At 43.0% G+C, this 19,028-nt stretch carries 11 protein-coding genes and 2 pseudogenes; 6 read left to right on the top strand and 7 right to left on the bottom strand.

Features of this window, described 5'->3' with window-relative positions:
• Nucleotides 1-32: 32 nt before the first annotated feature.
• Nucleotides 33-179 (bottom strand): annotated as a pseudogene (locus EXU30_RS20920) (LysR family transcriptional regulator); the annotation flags it as partial.
• A 265-nt stretch (nt 180-444) separates the two neighbouring features.
• On the opposite strand from EXU30_RS20920, the gene EXU30_RS14575 reads away from it, so the two are divergent.
• Nucleotides 445-1,989: a phospholipase D-like domain-containing protein gene (locus tag EXU30_RS14575; protein ID WP_242620221.1), complete on the top strand. Its 1,545-nt coding sequence runs from the start codon at nt 445-447 to the stop codon at nt 1,987-1,989.
• Between the two features lie 292 nt (nt 1,990-2,281).
• Here EXU30_RS14575 and EXU30_RS14570 read toward each other — a convergent pair whose 3' ends face one another.
• Nucleotides 2,282-4,504, bottom strand: coding sequence for a M3 family metallopeptidase (locus tag EXU30_RS14570; RefSeq protein WP_130601233.1), 2,223 nt, complete (start codon nt 4,502-4,504; stop codon nt 2,282-2,284).
• A 562-nt stretch (nt 4,505-5,066) separates the two neighbouring features.
• Here EXU30_RS14570 and EXU30_RS14565 point away from each other — a divergent pair.
• From EXU30_RS14565 to EXU30_RS14545, 5 genes are all read left to right on the top strand, one after another.
• Entirely contained in the window at nt 5,067-6,371 is a 1,305-nt protein-coding gene (locus tag EXU30_RS14565; protein WP_130601231.1) for a hypothetical protein, read from the top strand.
• A 356-nt stretch (nt 6,372-6,727) separates the two neighbouring features.
• Nucleotides 6,728-7,636: a nuclease-related domain-containing protein gene (locus EXU30_RS14560; RefSeq protein WP_130601229.1), complete on the top strand. Its 909-nt coding sequence runs from the start codon at nt 6,728-6,730 to the stop codon at nt 7,634-7,636.
• Entirely contained in the window at nt 7,633-7,944 is a 312-nt protein-coding gene (locus tag EXU30_RS14555; protein WP_130601227.1) for a CU044_2847 family protein, read from the top strand. Before EXU30_RS14560 ends, EXU30_RS14555 begins: the two co-directional genes overlap by 4 nt.
• Nucleotides 7,937-9,070, top strand: a complete 1,134-nt coding sequence (locus tag EXU30_RS14550; protein ID WP_130601225.1) for a S1 family peptidase — start codon at nt 7,937-7,939, stop codon at nt 9,068-9,070. The genes EXU30_RS14555 and EXU30_RS14550 overlap by 8 nt, the downstream gene beginning before the upstream one ends.
• Nucleotides 9,046-10,566, top strand: coding sequence for an STAND family AAA ATPase (locus tag EXU30_RS14545; RefSeq protein ID WP_130601223.1), 1,521 nt, complete (start codon nt 9,046-9,048; stop codon nt 10,564-10,566). Before EXU30_RS14550 ends, EXU30_RS14545 begins: the two co-directional genes overlap by 25 nt.
• Nucleotides 10,567-11,035: 469 nt before the next feature.
• Here EXU30_RS14545 and gcvP read toward each other — a convergent pair whose 3' ends face one another.
• The 5 genes and pseudogenes from gcvP to ubiH form a co-directional block, all read right to left on the bottom strand.
• Nucleotides 11,036-13,924, bottom strand: a complete 2,889-nt coding sequence (gene gcvP, locus EXU30_RS14540) for an aminomethyl-transferring glycine dehydrogenase (protein ID WP_130601221.1) — start codon at nt 13,922-13,924, stop codon at nt 11,036-11,038.
• A 529-nt stretch (nt 13,925-14,453) separates the two neighbouring features.
• Nucleotides 14,454-14,843 (bottom strand): glycine cleavage system protein GcvH, encoded by a 390-nt coding sequence (gene gcvH / locus EXU30_RS14535; protein ID WP_130601219.1) that lies wholly within the window; start codon nt 14,841-14,843, stop codon nt 14,454-14,456.
• 164 nt (nt 14,844-15,007) lie between these two features.
• On the bottom strand, nt 15,008-16,102 hold the full coding sequence (gcvT, locus tag EXU30_RS14530) for a glycine cleavage system aminomethyltransferase GcvT (RefSeq protein ID WP_130601217.1): 1,095 nt from the start codon (nt 16,100-16,102) through the stop codon (nt 15,008-15,010).
• A gap of 219 nt (nt 16,103-16,321) precedes the next feature.
• Nucleotides 16,322-17,545: an FAD-dependent oxidoreductase gene (locus EXU30_RS14525; protein ID WP_130601215.1), complete on the bottom strand. Its 1,224-nt coding sequence runs from the start codon at nt 17,543-17,545 to the stop codon at nt 16,322-16,324.
• Nucleotides 17,546-17,596: 51 nt separating this feature from the next.
• Nucleotides 17,597-18,864: pseudogene (gene ubiH, locus EXU30_RS14520) on the bottom strand (2-octaprenyl-6-methoxyphenyl hydroxylase).
• Nucleotides 18,865-19,028: the final 164 nt, after the last annotated feature.

The following is a 19,028-nucleotide window of genomic DNA, read 5'->3' as shown; positions in this document are numbered from 1 at the left end:
TGAACCTTAACGAAAAGTGGGTCATTAAATGCGTATCTAAGTTTCTGCAAATGACGACTAATAGCAGGCTGACTAAGGTTCAGCTGCTTGGCAGTGCGATACGTATTAAGGCTTTCATATAGAGACAGAAAAACTTTAATAAGATTCAAGTTCAAGGTGTCAAAAGGCGTATTTTTCATTGTAGTAACGTGGGCTACTCCGAAATAGGAGAAATTGAGTCAACGCTGCTAATGTATCAATTGCCGTTTAACTAAACCTTAAAGGGTTTCTAAACGATACTATTTCACAGTGACATTGGATTTCATCAGAGCTTTGACTTCGAAGTATGCCCTCTATAGCAATACCTTACTCTGACCCAAATGTTAAAAGTTGCTTGCTTCAGCTTAAAAATCATTAAGGAATAACGTACTCTAACGGCAGGTAGCCCAACATGAGTGAAACAACTTGGAACGTTCGCATCAGATACTGGTAAAAATTGCATCGGCATTAATTAGCTTGATGCTTATCTCTTCATGTTCGGCCAATGAGCAGTATTTACCGATTTATAGCAAAGATCATTGCAAGCAAATCCCTGCAACAGAGCAAGGCAATTTGAATCAATATCTCGCTCCCTTCACCGATAAAATGACATCAAGCACGGGCGTCTATGTTCTCGAACAAGGCACCGAAGCCATGCTCACCAGAGCTTGGTTAAGCCAGCAAGCACAGAAAACCATTGATATTCAGTACTTTATTTTTTCAGCTGACAATATCGGCCTAATTGCAGTTGATTACCTAGTGAGGGCAGCCAACAGAGGCATAAAAGTACGTATTCTGGTTGATGATATTTTGGTTAACGCCACAGCTGAGCAACTATTGAAGCTCTCAGCCCATAAAAACCTTGAGGTCAAAATCTACAACCCCAATATCAACATTGGTAAGAATATCGCGCAGAAGCTTTATAACGTGGTGACCGACTTTCACGGCGTAAATCAGCGCATGCACAATAAAACCTTCACGGTTGACGGTCAGGTATCGATTACAGGTGGGCGAAACGTGGCTGATGAATATTTTGGCTATGACCATACCTACAATTTTAGAGACAGAGACGTGCTAGTTTTAGGTGGCGCAACCGATGACATTCAAACGTCATTTAACGATTACTGGCAAAGCGCGTTGAGCGTACCTATCGAAAAGCTCGTTGAAACATCCACTAAATTCACCGACGACTACAGCGATTTACACAACTACGCCTGTAACCCCGACAACTTTGTCCCAAAAGTCAGGCAGATGATCAATGATCTCCCTAAGGTATTTGCTGAAATCCAACAAAGCGGCCAGCTCCACTGGTTAAATGATGTTGAATACATTGCCGACATACCAGGTAAAAATACCGAAGATGACTTCTTAGGTGGCGGCGGTAAAACCACTGATAAACTGATTGAGCTAGCAAAATCAGCCAAAACATCACTAACAATACAAACGCCCTATTTAGTAACCACCAAAACAACCAGAGCCTTATTAAAGTCACTGGTTGATAGCGGCGTGAAAGTGAAGGTCCTCACCAACAGCTTAGCCTCCAACGACAACCTTGAGGCATTTAGCGGCTATCAAAGAGACAGGGAAGAAATACTAGAAACTGGCATCGAGCTTTATGAGTTCAAACCAGATGCGCAGATCAGGCAAAAAGTAATGTCAGAAGTCATGCAAAAACAACTGCCTGAAATGCCGATATTTGGTTTACACGCCAAAACCATGGTGATTGATAATCACACCGCAGTCATCGGCACATTCAACCTCGACCCAAGAAGCACTCACCTTAACACCGAGAGCTTAGTCATCATCCCATCAACACAAATCGCCAGCGAGGTAAAACGCGGTATGCTAGCTGAAATGCTTCCAGAAAATGCCTGGCGGATAACACCTGACTCGAACCCTGACAGCGAAGTCGGCAGGCTAAAGCGAATGAAAGTGAAGTTAAGGCGAGTCGTGCCTAAAAGTATTCTTTAGTAGCTTTGATTCAGTGCTTTGATTCAGTGCTTTACAGAAAAGCGCCGAACTAAGAAGCTGCTTTAATGCAAATTTTACTCTGACCCAGATGTTAAAAAGTGCACACAAGCAAAAAGACTACCATCTTCTAATCGATTAAAAATTCACTTTACACCCAACAAACAGATTAGGGTTTAACATCTTACTCTGACCCAAATGTTACTGACCCAAATGTTACACTTTGCCCCGATGCTACAAAAAAATGCCGCTTCACTGAAGCGGCACTTTTGAACGATATTGCTATTAACTGTGGTTACTGCTTAAAACCACGATTTTCTAGCAGTGCATCTGTGGTTGGTGCGCGACCACGGAAGCTCTTATATGCTTCATCGTAATTAAGCGTATCGCCTGTACTAAATACGTATTTATATAGCTTATCAGCAGTTTGTTTATCGAAGATATCACCCGCTTCAACAAACGCATTGAAGCCATCTGAGTCTAAGATTTCAGACCACATGTACGCATAGTAAGCTGATGAATAGCCGCCAGCAAAGATGTGACCAAAGTGAGGACTACGGTGACGCATGATAATTTCTTCAGGTTTACCGTAATCGCCTAATGTCTTGTCTTCAAAAGCACGTACATCTATCGAATCTACTTTGGTCATTTTGTGATACGCCATATCAACAAGTGCTGATGCAGTAAACTCAACCGTTGCAAAACCTTGATTAAAGGTGCTGGCCTTTTTCATACGCTCAATAAGCGCATCTGGCAGTGGCTCGTTCGTTTTATAGTGCAAAGCAAACTTTTTAAGCATTTGCGGCTGGGCAATAAAGTGTTCATATAGCTGCGCCGGGAACTCAACCCAGTCGCGTGACACACTAGTACCAGCAAGCGTTGGGTAAGTTACGTCAGACAACAAGCCATGCAGCGCATGTCCGAATTCATGGAACAAAGTAGTGGCATCCGAGAAGCTCATTAAGGTTGGCTCGCCTTCAGCTGGCTTGTTCAGATTCATATTATTGATGATAAGCGGCTTAACGTTACCCGCTAGTTTTTGCTGAGTTCTAAACGCACTCATCCAAGCACCTGAACGCTTAGTAGAGCGAGCGTAGTAATCACCAAAGAATAAGCCAATAACGTTTTTGCTTGCGTCTCTTACTTCCCACACGCGAACGCTAGGGTTATAAACAGGAATGTCGGTGCGCTCAGCAAACGTTAAACCAAACAGTTGTTCAGCAACATAAAACTTAGCTTCGAGCATGTTATTTAACTCGAAGTACTGGGTGATCTCACCTTGATCTAAGTCAAAGCGGGCTTTACGTACTTTTTCTGCGTAGTAACGCCAGTCCCAAGCAGCAAATTCGTGTTTTGCCCCTTCTGCCGCCATTTGCTCTAAAATCCATTCACGCTCTTTTTTAGCTTGTTTAACAGCTGGGTCCCAAACTTTCAAAAGCAAATCCATCGCTGCTTCTGGCGACGCTGCCATGGTGTTTGATAATACGTAGTCTGAATGGTGCTTATAACCTAGCAACTGTGCGCGCTCAGCACGAAGTTTGACGATTTGCTCAACGTTTTTCTTGTTGTCGAACTCGTTGTCGTTGTCACCACGTAATGCCCAACCTTTAAAGGCTTTCTCACGCAAATCTCTGCGGTTAGAGAACTGTAAGAAGGGCTCAACACTTGAACGCTGCAGCGTAATAACATACTTACCTTTCAGGCCTTGCGCTTCTGCCGTTGCAGATGCCGCTTCAATCATTGACTGCGACATACCGTCTAGGTCAGTTTCTTCCAGCACTAGCTTAAATCCACGGCTGTCATTAAGCGTGTTTTGACCAAAGCTTGTGGTCAAGCTTGAGATTTGCTCATTAATGGCTGCAAAACGTTCTCTCGCTTCACCTTCAAGGTTTGCACCAGAACGAACAGCGTCGTTATACATGCGCTCAACTAAGCGAAGCTGCTCAGCATTAAGATTACTTTGCTCACGTGTTTGGTAAACAGTTTTAATGCGCTTGAACAGGTTTTCATTCATTTGAATGGTCGTGCTATGACGGCTTAGCATAGGTGAAATTTCACGTTGCAATGCTTGCATGTCAGCGTTTGACTCTGTACCTGTAAGGTTAAAGAACACCATAGCAACGCGAGTTAAATCAGCGCCAGCCAGCTCTAAAGGCTTAATGGTGTTATCAAATGTCGCCGCTTGCTCATTGTTGGCAATGGCATCGACTTCTTGTAAATGCGTTTCCATTGACTGCTTGAACGCAGGCAAGAAATGCTCAGTTTTAATATCGTCAAACGGCGGTACACCGTAAGGCGTGTCCCAAGTGTTGAAAAATGGATTACTACCATCCTTAAGCGAAGCTTGCGTAGCTATTTGTGCAGCTTCAGCGCCAACTGTTGCGTTCGCTGCAGACGGTTCAGCTTGTTTAGCCACTTTTGATTCTTGTTCTTGTTGATTGCTACAACCTGTTGCCAAAATTGCGATTGAAACTGCACTTGCGCAGGCAAGTACTGAAAATCGTCGATGAATGGACATGTCTCTTCCTTATCAATTGATTTAAGTGAGGCCTAGATCTTGTGTTCTTATTTATGTTTCTAAAGTTGGGCAAACTAATGCCACAAACCCCTAGCTAAAAGTGATTGATAAAACGATTCAGCTTTTCAAATTCATTAGAGGTTTCAAATATAAAGCGAATTGCATCATATGTTACAAGGTATCATTTGTCGATAACGCAAATGTAACTTTTGATAATTGATATTGAAGAGTGACTGATAGCTGTTTGTAAGATAAAGCATGTAGCGGTTTCGCAGCCCAAAGCGCAGAACTAGGGATCAGTTCAGATACAAATCTAACTCTGACCCATATGTCATAAATCAGATTATAAAATCATTTTCAGACGAACAAACAGATTAGCATTTAACATCTTACTCTGACCCAATTTGTTGGGTTTAGAGATTTCATTTCACTTTGTGCTGAAAGGTAAAGCTGCATCAGAAATAGGTTTTACTCTCGTAATGATTTAGATTACTTTAGCTACTCATTAACTAACTTCAAGTTAATCAAGCAATTAAAAAGAAAACGGAAAAAAGGAAAGTACATGCTAAACGGATTTTTAAAGCCAACTATCGCGCTGGTTGCGCTACCTTATTGCCTACTCAGTTTTTCAAGCCATGCCAACGACAGTTGCGATGTAAAAGTGACGGGCTCTGTACCTCAAGAGTATCCTGTAGAAAACATGTTACTGCGCGCTTATAACAAAGATATTCCAATCACTCAGCGTGAATTTTCTGTCTGTTTGAGCAAGCAAGACTTGGCCGTCCCGGGCAAGTTTACCTCCAATAACCGAGTCTCACTAAGCTATAAGCAAGGCGCCATTCCAAAAGGGATTTATAGTGCCGGCGTTTTTGTACAAACTACCGAGGTCGAACTTAACCCTCTTTCAAGCATGGCGGTAAATGCTTGTGACTCGCACTGCAACTACTACCTTTATCAACAAGTGCTAGCATCTGAAGATCTCGCAATAGCGGCAGAAAAATACCCTAAAGAACGTGCCAAGATTCGAAAAGATGACTGGGATGCCATTGTCAAACTAAACACTAAACAGGCTGAGGCTCTAACAGCTATCGTTAACAAAACAGCTAGTGTTCAGAGTATTGATGTTGAAAAGAACCCTGTAGATTCACCTGGCCCTTATTCAGGCTCAAGCTATAAACTTATCGACAAAGACGACTACCAAATAAGATTGTTCTTAAACGAGTTCAGCACGTCGGTTAAACGAGCAGCAATTGACAAAAAGCAGCTCAAAGCCTTCGGTAAAGCCAACAAACAAGCGTTTGATAAATTGACTAAAACAGGTAAACGCAACTGGCAAGAACAGACAGCTATAATTAATGAGTTGATCGCAAAGCTTCAAAGCGATGGCTCGGAAGTTGCCACCAAGGTAGCAAAAGCGATTGAGCACAGCCGCGACAAAGCTGACAAGCAGTATCAGGATTATTTAGCTAATGACAACCACACCCCATTCCCACGACTAAATAGCGCCAAACAACCCTTTGAGCTAGTGCTAGCTAATTGGACAATGTCGGCATATCTATCCTTCGACAACGAACAAACCTTTCCGGCATTATTTAGTGAAAAGTTCAAACAAGAAGCCACCAGTAGTGACAAAAGATCCATAGATAAACCATTGAGCCAACTCATGTACATGCCAGCATCTTTCGCACTAATGGATATCACCAAAGGCTACGAAAATATTCAGCGTGGCTATAAAGGGTTACTACCTGACTCAGAGACTAAATATCACTTTAGTGACGCCCTACACTCAGTCACTTTTGTATACGAAAAAGGTGCATGGCGATTAGATCAAGTATCTCAAATTCCATTAAACCACTACGAGTTGTAGGTTTGAACTAAACACCATTCAATCCATAGCCAGCATTAGCCCACATTGGGGTCATGCTGGCATGGTTTCTTTCAAGGATGTAGCTCTCTTACTCAAGCCATTCAAGCCCAAAATCAAATAAAGCTGATTACAAAAGCACTTTAAGACGAATAAACAGATTAAGATTTAACATCTTACTCTGACCCAAATTTTTGAGTTGTGGTAATTAACTGGAGCAAAAATTTACTTATGTAGCTTGATTCTAAACCAGTTTTTAGACTAAATTGTGAGCGCACAAACAAAACGGATTTGAGTTTAATCGTATGCTAAACGCTAAGATTTAGCATATTGAATTGTAAAAGGAATTATTCAAGTTAATGAAAGAGATCTTCATTCAATTGCTTGCTGTAGCGATCGTACTTTCAAGCATGCTGGTCACTCTTGGCATCATGTACATTTTACTAAAACGCAGAGACGCGACAGTTCAACTCCCTATAGATAGAGAAAAGCTTCAACGCCTACCCGCGTTGGGGCTTCAACAGCAAATCCAAGACCTACAAATGGACTTACTCGCTGCTATGCTAATGGGCTTAATGGCAGTCAGCCTACCCTTTGCCTTTAAAAGTGTCACCGCCTACCTCACAGTTGGAGAATTCCCTTGGTTATTTGCTTTCGTTGCCATCATAGGACTTATAGCAACTGCAGTAAAAATCACTAAAACATTTGGCAAACTCACCAAACTGCGCCTAGGACATACCGCTGAAGTTGCCACAGCTAACGAGCTAATTGCACTACAAGCTAAGGGTTATCAAGTATTTCACGATATACAGGCCGATGGTTTCAACATCGATCATCTAGCCGTAGGAACAAATGGCGTGTTCGCCATTGAAACTAAAGGCCGTTACAAACGACATAAAGACAATAAGAATAACGGCAAGAACTACCAAATGAGTTTTCAAGATGGCCGCTTAGCGTTTCCATCGTGGACTGAATCCAAGCCTATTGAGCAAGCACAAAGACAAGCTAAATGGGTAAGCCAATGGTTAACTAAGGCAACAGGGAACCCTGTTACTGCTACACCAGTGCTTGTGTTTCCTGGCTGGTACATCACCAATAAAAGCAGACCACCTTTCCCTATTTTAAATCACAAACAACTCGCCAAAACGCTACCAACGATGACTTCGAATCAACAAGGTGGAAAGCTACTAAGTCCACAAGAGGTTAAAGCGATTGTTTATCAGGTAGCACAAAGGTGTTTATCAACGACAACAAGAGAACAAATATGAATAAAGTTGTAGAACTGGAAGATGGTCTCGAATTAGAAGTGTTTATTCCAGAAGATGATGCCAGATTGATATCATCTGGCAGTAAAGTTCAAGCACGAATAGATGATATTCAAGCACTACTTTCAAAAGTTATAACCCCTATATCAAACACGTATAAAGAACTTAATAAATCTGTAAGCATTGCGGAAACTAAAGTCTCATTGGGTGTAAAGCTATCGATGGAGAGCGGATTTGTTGTTGCAAAATGTTCATCTGAAGCTCACATCCAAATTGAAATGACATTAAGGGAGTCGGAACAAGGTGAATAGTTCAATAGTAAAAGTAACAAACAAAAGTGGAAACACCTTAGGTACAGGCTTTGTTATAAAATCAGATAAAAATGGTTCATATATAGTCACATGCAATCATGCACTAGGTGATCACAGTGGAATAAAAACAAACAATATCTTATCAAGCTTAATAAATAAATGCGAAGAAAGAGACTTAGCAGTACTATATACAGAAGGATTAAAACTGGAACCTCTAAAATTAGCTGCACCTGGAAACGGAAAGGTAAAAGTAACAGGGTACTCAAAAATAATCGGCAATGAAAAGAAAGAAACCATACATAACATAGAGATAAAGAGAGACATCACAATAAGTGACAACAGCTATATAAAATTATATCCAAAAGAAAGCATCGGGGAGGGTTATAGTGGTTCACCAGTAATCTGTGAAGTAACCGATAATGTCGTCGGCGTCGTATCCATCAAACAAAAATCTGAAAACTACGCCATTAGCTCGAAACATATAAAAGACCTAGTTAACATCACAATAAACGAAGCAATAGACTCTAAAAAATCAAGGCTAAAATCAAATCTAAACCAGGTTGAAAAAGCAATAATATCTAAAGAGCTAGAAAAAAACTTCAATAACGCCCTATCATCTTTCTCAACACAAAAGAACTCTTGGGTAACTCCTAACATAAATAGAAAGGATGAATCGGAATCAAGGAAGAGTGAAAAAGTTGAACTAGAATCAATAATAAGAAATCCCTGCTCATTAGTAATAAACTCTAGACAGCAATATGGCGCAACGACACTTTCACACTATTTGATAAAAGAAGCATGGAATGACTGTGACGGCTCTTCATTTTGGTTATATCTTGACGCCACGAAGTTAAAGCCACATAAAAAAGAAATAATAAAGTATATAAACAGGAAACTATCTGATCTTTCTATAGCTATGGAAGATATTGAGTGCATAATACTTGATGAATTTTCAACATCAATCACCAATGGAAGCAGGTTACTGGAGGAAATTCACTATTTATTTGAGAGCAAACCGATTATATTAATGTACTCTATGGATGATAACCCATTAATTTCAGAAAAAATCGCACTTCCAAGAAAATTCCACGAACTCTATTTATGGGCATTAGACCGAAAAGGGTAAGAACTTTAGTAACAAACTACAATGCAATAGACATTATTGATGATGAGTCAAGAGTCCTAAATAAAGTAGTGTCAGATCTCGAAGCTTTAAACATCCCTAGAACTCCCCAAAACTGCTTAACAATATTAAAAATATCTGAAAGGGATTTCGATGACAGCCCGGTAAACAGAGCAGAAATGATCAGTCGAGTTCTTCATTTGCTATTTAACATAGATGACATCCCAAACTATAAAACAAGGCCCGATCTAAAGGATACTGAATTCACATTGGGATTTTTTTGCGAAAACATCATAAAGTCAAAAAAAATTTACTTCACTAGAAATCAATTTATTGAAGAAATTAACTCATTCTGCAAGACAAACGAGATAGACCTAGACGTAAATGTAATCTTCGACATACTTTATAAAAACAATATAATCGTAAGTAGACATGAACAATTCTGCTTCAAGTTTACATACTGGGTATATTATTTTGCAGCACATAGAATGCTACATAATGAGGATTTTTGCAGCCACATACTTAAGGATATGAATTATGTTCACTACCCAGAAGTAATCGAATTTTATACAGGAATAGACCGTAGAAGAAACGATGCTATTGTTCAGATAACGAACGACTTAAGCTCAGTAGAACGTATAGTTAATGAGAAATGTGGTTTACCAGAAGGGTTTGACATATATCAGTACGCTAAGTGGCTTCCAACTAATCAACATTTAGAAATAATTGAAGAAGAAATCACAAATGGAATATCAGCCTCAAACCTACCAGACGAAGTAAAAGATGACTATGCAGACAGAAAGTATAATCCAGAACGCCCATTAGCCCAAAATCTAAATTACATTCTTGAAGAGTATTCTCTCTTGAGATTAATGCAATGTATTAAAGCCGCTTCATTAGCTTTAAGGAACAGTGACTTCATCGATACAAACAAAAAACACGAACTTCTTGCAGTGATCTTACAAGGAATTAGGCAAGTTACAAATGTACTGGTCGCACTTTCCCCTGTATTAGCAAGTAGAAATCATGCGAAAGTGGAGGGGGCACACTTTTATCTAACCAGCGAGTTCAGTCATAAGCCAGAAGAAAAGCTCAATGAAATTATCACTTGTCTACCTAACAACATGATAAGTTGGTATGTTGATAAGCTTGTAACCAAAAAAATGGGAACGCTCATAAACAATAGAATACTCAAAGAAAATGACCATTACAAACGTCACTTACTTAATCTAATGATGATAGCTAAGCGTCCTAAAGGTTGGGAGCAGACACTTGAAAACTACATCATCTCACTAGACAAAAACTCTTTTTATCTGTTAGACGCAATCAATGGTTTGAAAGCTGAATACACTTATAGCTACACATCTCCAGCCAATATACACAAATTAGGAAACCTAATTAAATTGTGTACTGCAAAGCACATTAACAAAACTAAAAAAACTGCTATAAAAAGTGCTAAATCATTACCAGATAAATACTTACCTAAAAGACAGGTTTAAATGATTAGTTAACTATGGATACACAATAATATGACCAACAAACAGCGAACTAATCGGTTCACTTTTTCTATCACCAGATTCCCGCTCAAAAACATTGCGGGAATGACTTTTGGGTAGCTATACCAAATAGCTTTACTACCACAGTAAGACAACAAAAAAGCGACCCTAGGTCGCTTTTTTTACCCCAAGATTCCCGCTAAAAAACGTTGCGGGAATGACTTTTGGGTAGCTATACCTAATAGCGTTACTGCCGATTGTAAGACAACAAAAAGCGACCCTAGGTCGCTTTTTTAACACTCTGATTCCCGTTAAAAAGCCTTGCGGGAATGACTTTTGACCATCTATCACCATAATTGCGTCGCTGGCGAAGCTAGTACAAGGCGAACCGAAGGCTCTAGCGCGGAGTTGACTGTTGTCAATGAGCACTGGAGCCAAGGTTCAACGCAGTAATAGCGAGACTAAGCAGCAATTATTCGTAGTCGCTAAGTGGAACGCACGAGCACATCAAGTTTCTGTCACCATAAACATCATCAATACGATTCACCGTTGGCCAGAACTTGTTAGCCTTAACTGCATCGCATGGGAAAACGGCTTCTTCACGGCTGTATGGGCGTGAGTCGAACTCGCTGTCCATAATGTCTGCCATGGTGTGAGGTGCATTGCATAGTGGGTTGTTGTCCGCTGGCCACTCGCCTGCTTCTACTTTGGCAATCTCGCCGCGAATGGCGATCATTGCTTCGATAAAGCGGTCTAGCTCAACCTTAGACTCAGACTCAGTTGGTTCAACCATTAACGTACCCGCAACTGGGAAGCTCATGGTTGGCGCGTGGAAGCCGTAGTCGTTTAGACGCTTAGCAATGTCCATCTCAGTTACGCCTGATGACTCTTTGATTGGGCGTAGGTCGATAATACATTCGTGCGCTACGCGGTCATTACGGCCAGTAAATAGCACTGGGTAGTGAGCTGAAAGCTTCTTAGTCACATAGTTAGCGTTTAATAGCGCCATCTGAGTCGACTTTTTCAGGCCTTGGTTGCCTAGTAGCTTAATGTACATCCAGCTGATTGGTAAGATGCTTGCGCTGCCGTATGGCGCGGCTGATACTGCACCATTGTTGTCGCTTTCGCGGCCTGGCTTAATCACAGTATGACCCGCTACGAATGGCGCAAGGTGTTTTTTAATACCGATTGGGCCCATACCTGGACCGCCACCACCGTGTGGGATAGCAAAGGTTTTATGTAGGTTTAAGTGCGATACGTCTGCGCCGATAAAGCCTGGTGATGTTAGACCAACCTGTGCGTTCATGTTCGCGCCATCTAGGTATACCTGACCGCCGTGCTGATGCACGATGTCGCATACTTCGCGGATTGACTCTTCATACACACCGTGAGTCGATGGGTACGTGATCATGATGCACGATAGGTTGTCAGCAAGCTCAGCCGCTTTCGCTTTTAAGTCTTCTAAGTCAACGTTACCTTGCTTGTCACAAGCAGTAACCACAACCTTCATGCCTGCAAGCTGCGCCGATGCTGGGTTAGTACCGTGTGCAGATTGTGGAATTAGGCAGATGTCACGGTGCGCTTCACCGCGAGACTCGTGGTATTTTTGAATCGCTAGCAGACCAGCGTACTCACCTTGCGCGCCAGAGTTAGGCTGGATACATACTGCATCGTAACCTGTGATGTTCACAAGGTAGTCAGATAACTCATTGATTAGCTGAGTGTAACCTTCAGCTTGATCTAGCGGGCAGAATGGGTGCATGTTAGCAAATTCTGGCCAGCTTACTGGGTTCATTTCAACCGCAGCGTTTAGCTTCATGGTGCACGAACCTAATGAGATCATTGAGTGGTTAAGTGCTAAATCTTTGTTTTCTAGACGCTTGATGTAACGCATCATTTCAGTTTCGCTTTGGTAGCGATTGAAAGTTGGGTGCGTCAAGATGGCATCTTTACGGATAAGATCAGCTGGAATAGATTCAACCTTACCTGCTAGTACGTCAGCATCAATCGCTTCAACGTCTAGGCTGTGGCCTTCACCTAAAATCACATCAAATAGCTCAGAAATGTCAGAGCGAAGTGTAGTTTCATCAAGGCTCACACCGACAATGCCGTCTTCGTCATAACGTAGGTTAAGCTCAGCAGCGACTGCGCGCGCTTTAACAGCTTCAACGTCTAGACCTTTGAAAGAAATAGTGTCGAACCAAGTGTTGTTCACTAGCTCAACGCCTTTGGCTTTAAGGCCTGTCGCAAGAATGTCAGTTAGACGGTTAATGCGGCTAGCAATGGTTTTAAGGCCCACTGCGCCGTGGAATACTGCGTAGAATGAAGCCATGTTAGCTAGCAAGATCTGCGCAGTACAAATATTTGAGTTAGCTTTTTCGCGGCGGATGTGCTGCTCACGAGTTTGCATTGCCATACGCAGTGCGCTGTTACCGCGAGTATCTTTAGATACACCGATAATACGGCCAGGCATAGAGCGCTTGTGCGCGTCACGTGCAACAAAGAATGCAGCGTGTGGACCACCATAGCCCATAGGAACACCAAAGCGTTGTGCACTACCGAATACCACATCTGCGCCCATTTCACCTGGTGATTTCAGTAGCACTAGCGACATGATGTCAGTTGCTACAGTTACGATGGCTTTCTTTTCTTTAAGCGCCGCAAATAGCTCTGTGTAATCAGTAATTTGACCGTGGCGGTTAGTGTATTGGAACAATGCGCCAAATAGCTCGTAGTTAGCCGCTTCGCTTGCTGGGCCTACAACCACTTCAAAACCAAAACATTCTGCACGGGTTTTCACTACGTCTAATGTTTGTGGGAACACATCATCAGCAACAAAGAAGATGTTAGCTTTTTTCGCTTTAGATACACGCTTAGCTAGCGCCATGGCTTCAGCAGCTGCAGTTGCTTCATCAAGTAGTGAAGCTGATGCTAGGTCAAGACCAGTTAGGTCCATCGACATTTGCTGGAAGTTAAGAATCGCTTCAAGACGACCTTGAGCAATCTCTGGCTGGTAAGGCGTGTACGCTGTGTACCAACCTGGATTTTCAAACACGTTACGCTTGATCACGTTCGGCACTTCAGTACCGTAGTAACCCATACCGATGTAGCTTTTAAATACTTTGTTTTTGTCAGCTAAACCACGGATGTAAGCAGTACCTTCAGCTTCGCCACAGGCATTACCAACGGCCAATTCTTCTTTTAGGCGAATGGCACCCGGCACAGTTTGCGCGGTTAAATCTTCAAGCGATTCAGCGCCAACAAAGTTAAGCATGTCTTGCTGCTGTTGTTCGTCAGGGCCAATATGACGAGTCAAAAATAACTCATGCTGCTCTAATTGTGTCAGTGTTTGCTTAGTCATGATAAATCGTGTTCCCAATCGTCCGGTGATGTTGCTGTAGGGCACAGAGCCGGAATCTATGTTGTGTGATTTGTAGCACTCAATTAACGAGAATGCCTAAGGCGTAGTGCTTATCTTATTGTTCGATAGCAAATACCAATTAGCATAAGAATGTGCTCATTCTTACTGGTTAAAATCACTTATAACTTCGTTGCAAATTTTGTAGGTAGAACAACTAGCTAGCTTCAATTTGCGCCTTGTTCTAAGCGATTTTTCCTGCGTAATATCTGATCACTCATTTATCCTAATTGGTATAGTACGCTGATTGGCGCGGTAACGACCATTTATTAGCGGTTTTGTTACCTAATCCTTAAACGCTTAACGCATTAAGGCTTGATTAATACCCTACTCTTGGCGGCAGGCTTTGTATTAATCCAATTAGTATTAATCTGTTTATCCTCTGACTGCTTTACACAGTTGATGCGCAATCATTGCGCTTGAGGAAAAACAAAGAAGCTCCCGAGGGAGCTTCATTTATCGTCTGCGACGATTATTCTTCGTCGATTACTTCTTGGTAACCGTCAGCATCTAGTAGAGACTCTACTTCAGCTTCGTCAGAAGGCATTACGCGGAAGAACCAACCGTCACCGAAAGCGTCGCTGTTTACTAGCTCTGGTGAATCTTCTAATGCTTCGTTGATGGCAACAACTTCACCTGAGATTGGTGCGTAAATGTCTGAAGCCGCTTTTACAGACTCAGCTACTGCGCAGTCTTCGCCAGCTGATACAGTGTCGCCTACTTCTGGTAGCTCAACGAAAACCATGTCACCTAGTAGTTCTTGTGCGTGCTCTGTGATACCTACTGTGTAGCTACCGTCAGCTTCTTTGCGAACCCACTCGTGTGAAGAAGCATATTTTAATTCTGCTGGAATGTTGCTCATGGTGGTTATTCCTATATTTACTAATTTTGCTTGTTGCTTTGCCCGATTAAGACAAAGCTATTGTATTAATTCGAGACGCTAGGCCAACTAGTGTTTTACGCTATTTTGCTTCGCAATAACACCTATACGTTAGTCTTGATGCGACTTGTCTCTAAAATTTGTTTCTAAAAGGCTTGTTTGCCGTTGCGTACGAATGATGGCGCAATCACTTTTACCGGTACACGCTTCTTACGCATTTCTACTTCAGCTACTTCGCCAATACCGTTTGGTACGCGCGCCATTGCAATAGAGTAGCCTAAAGTTGGTGAGAAGGTACCACTGGTGATTTTACCTTGGTGCTCAACGCCGTCTGCATCAGTGAAAAACACTGCCATATCATGGCGTAAAACACCTTTGGCTTCCATGACCAAACCGACTAATTTGTCAGTTCCTTGTGCCTTGATTGCAGTTAATGCTTCACGGCCAATAAAGTCACGGTCTGTTGGCTCCCACGCTACTGTCCAGCCCATGTTGGCCGCTAGCGGGTTGATGGTTTCATCCATATCTTGACCGTAAAGGTTCATGCCAGCTTCAAGGCGCAGCGTGTCACGTGCACCTAAACCACATGGGCGAACGCCTGCATCAAGCAGCTTTTGCCATAAATCTTCAGCTTGCTCTTGTGGCACGATGATTTCGTAACCCGCTTCACCTGTGTAACCAGTGGTTGCGATAAACAAGTCGCCTGCTTGCGCGCCAAAGAACATCTTCATGCCTTCAACCGCTTGTTTTTGCTCATCAGAAAATACTTCAGCTGCTTTTGCTTTAGCATTTGGGCCTTGTACGGCAATCATCGCAAGCTCTGGGCGCTCAGTAACGGTTACGTCAAATGCTGCCGCTTGCTTGTTGATCCATGCTAGGTCTTTTACGCGAGTCGCTGAGTTAACAACAACGCGGTAATGAGTTTCAGATAGGTAATAAGTAATAAGGTCGTCAATTACGCCAGCGTTTTCATCTAGCATGCCGCCGTATAGCGCTTTGCCAGGTACGGTGAGCTTAGCAACGTCATTAGCTAACAACTTACGTAAAAATGCCTTAGCGTCAGTGCCTGTTACGTCTACAACTGTCATGTGTGACACGTCAAACATACCAGCGTCTTGACGAACTGCGTGGTGCTCTTCGATTTGTGAGCCGTAGTTGATTGGCATTTCCCAGCCATGGAAATCAACCATCTTCGCATTAGATTCTAAGTGCTTAGTGTAAAGTACAGTTTTGCTAGCCATTATTATCCCTTATTGTGGGCCATCACAGCGTCTTGGCGCTATGTAGGTATTTGATAAAATGCCGCGAAATTATACTCAGCCAAGCTGAATTGTATACAAGAATTTTTTCTAATCTGAGGGCTCTCGCATTAGTTTAGCTAATGCGAGAATTTAGGCTTTTTTGTATGACAAACGGCTATGTGGCTGGATCGATTGATATATAACCGTTTTTAACACTTATTAGTGAGAATTTGTTTTCTGGCACAGCTCAGGCAAATTGATTTTATTGCCCATGGCCTGTTTGATGAACACTGTTTTCAGTCCAGCGATATTATCTACCAGTGATAATCCAAGATCGCGCACAGCTTTTTTCAGTGGATTACTGCCTGCAAATAGTCGTTTAAAGCCTTCCATCGCCGCGATCATTTCCATTGCCTCAGCTTTGCGCCAGCGCTCATAACGGCGAAGGTTGGCATAATCGCCAATATCTTTACCTTGCTCATGCAGCTCTACCACAATTTGCACCAAACTTGCCGCATCTAAAAAGCCAAGGTTCACCCCTTGCCCTGCTAACGGGTGGATTGTATGGGCTGCATCGCCAACAAGGGCTAAACGGTGGCGAGCAAAATGACGGGCATAACGCATACGCAGCGGGAATGACTGACGCTCGCTCACCACTTCACACAAACCTAAGCGGCTATCAAATGCAGCTGTTAAGGCTTTATTAAACTCGCTGTCGTCTAACGCCATCAATTGCTCAGCTTGCTGCGGGTCTACCGACCACACAATTGAATTTAAGTTATCTTCAAATAGCGGCAACATAGCGAGTGGGCCATCAGGTAAAAATGCCTGACGCGCAGTGGCATCATGGTTTAACTCAGTGCGCACGCTGGCAACAATGGCGTGATGGCCGTAATCCCAAAAGGTAAGCGGGATTTGGCATTGCTGACGCACCCAGGAGTTAGCGCCATCCGCGCCAACAACCAAGGCAGCCGATAGGTTATCGCCACTTTCAAGCGTCAGCCAAGTTTCGCGCTCACCAAAGGCCACTCGCTCAAGGCGTTGGCCTTCAAGATGGGTAATATTGCTTAGCTCTGCCGCGCGTTTTGCTAGCGCATAGCTAATCGCCTGATTTTCGATAATAGTGCCCAAGGTCGACTCGCTAATACTGGCAGCATCAAAATCGATTTTACCTAGCGCATCTTTATCCCACACCGCCATTTTTTGATACGGGCCTAGGCGTTCACCATCAAGATATTGCCAGGCACTAAGGTTAGTGAGTAATTGCTGACTTGCCTTATTAATTGCGCTGACACGAAGTTTGGCATCACCTGTACTCGGCGCTGTGGTATTTGCATCAATCACCACTACTGATAAATCAGCTTGAGCTAAGCCAATTGCAGTAGCTAGGCCAACCATACCTCCGCCAACAATGGCGACATCATAGGTTTGGGTTTGATACATAGGTGTTCCTTATTCCTTGGTGATCGACAAATGACTAGTTCTAGGAGTAGCTTAGCGCCACCCCATGGCAATTTCAGCAACCGGCGTTTTTAACGGTGGCAGCCAAGATAGCAATCTTAGCCCTAAGCTGCGCCCTGCCACTAGTGGCCAATGCTGATTTGAGAAGCCGCGCACTAAAAACTCGATATTATTGAGAGTGGCATCCCTGTCTTGCTGACGACTTTGATAATAGTTGTGAATAAGCTCGCTACTGCCAAGGTCTGCTTCACCAGCAGCCAGTGCCTGCTCGATAGCCTTGATTAAACCATTAATATCGCGTAGCCCAAGGTTAAAACCTTGCCCTGCTATTGGGTGTAAGGTTTGCGCGGCATTCCCCACAAACACGCAGCGATGATAAAAAGGTCTTGCCATATAACTCAGCGTTAGCGGGTAGCTCACTAGCGAGCCGACATCAGTAAAGCGACCGCAACGATTACCAAAAGCAGTTTGTAGCTCAGCCAAAAACTCACTCTTAGGTAAGGCTTTAACGCGCTCAACCTCAGTTGGTTGCATCGCCCACACCAAAGACAATCTGGCTTTGCCTTGCACATCACTCATTGGCAGCAGCGCAATTGGCCCATGCTCGGTAAAGCGCTCAAAGGCCCAGCCTTGATGCGCTTTGTCACTAACCACGTTGGCAACAATGGCAAACTGCTCAAAATCAACCTGTTCACTTGGTTGATTAAGCTGAGTGCGAACTTTTGAAAATGCGCCATCGGCAGCAACCACGAGTTTGGCGTTAAGCTGCTCGCCTGTTGTTAGGGTGAGTTGCTGGTAATCTGCTTGCGCAGAAACTTCTTCAACACCTGCTGGGCAATACAAACTTAAGATATTTGGATGCTGCTTGCTGAGCTTTTCAAGCTCAGCCATTAACACCTGCCCACACTTGCAAGCTCAACCACCTGACCAAAAGTATCAACATTAAGCGACTCAGAAAGCAGCTCTGTCATGCCAAAGTGACCACGGTCTGACACATGGATTTGATTAATTGGCGTGCCTAAATGGGCAATGTGCTGCCAAATGCCAAGTTGTTGCAGCTGAAATATTGAGCCGTGGGCAATGGCGATTGAACGAGCATCGAATCCAGGGTGACTAGCGTCTACTTGTTTGGCTTCAATAAGCGCAATACGCAGGGGTTTGTTTGGCTGCTGAGCAGAGAGCTTAGTCAGCGCTAGAGCGAGAGTTGCGCCCGCCATTGCGCCGCCGACAATAACCACATCAAACAGTGCTTGAGATGAAGTAGCTGATTGAGATGAAGGTGCTGATTCAGATGTTGGCATCTAGCATTTCCGTGTGCGAAAAAATGTGCAAACAAAATGAAGTCGCTAGCGCTTTAGGCTCTAATATCAAGGTCTAGACTGCAGCCCTATACAAAACAGGTAAGCGACTTCATCAACATAAGTTCTTAGATAAAAGCTAACTTAGATACAAGCTAAGCTAATGA

This window comes from Shewanella maritima (assembly GCF_004295345.1).
Taxonomy (GTDB): domain Bacteria; phylum Pseudomonadota; class Gammaproteobacteria; order Enterobacterales; family Shewanellaceae; genus Shewanella; species Shewanella maritima.
This window is presented reverse-complemented; position numbering and strand designations above follow the sequence as displayed.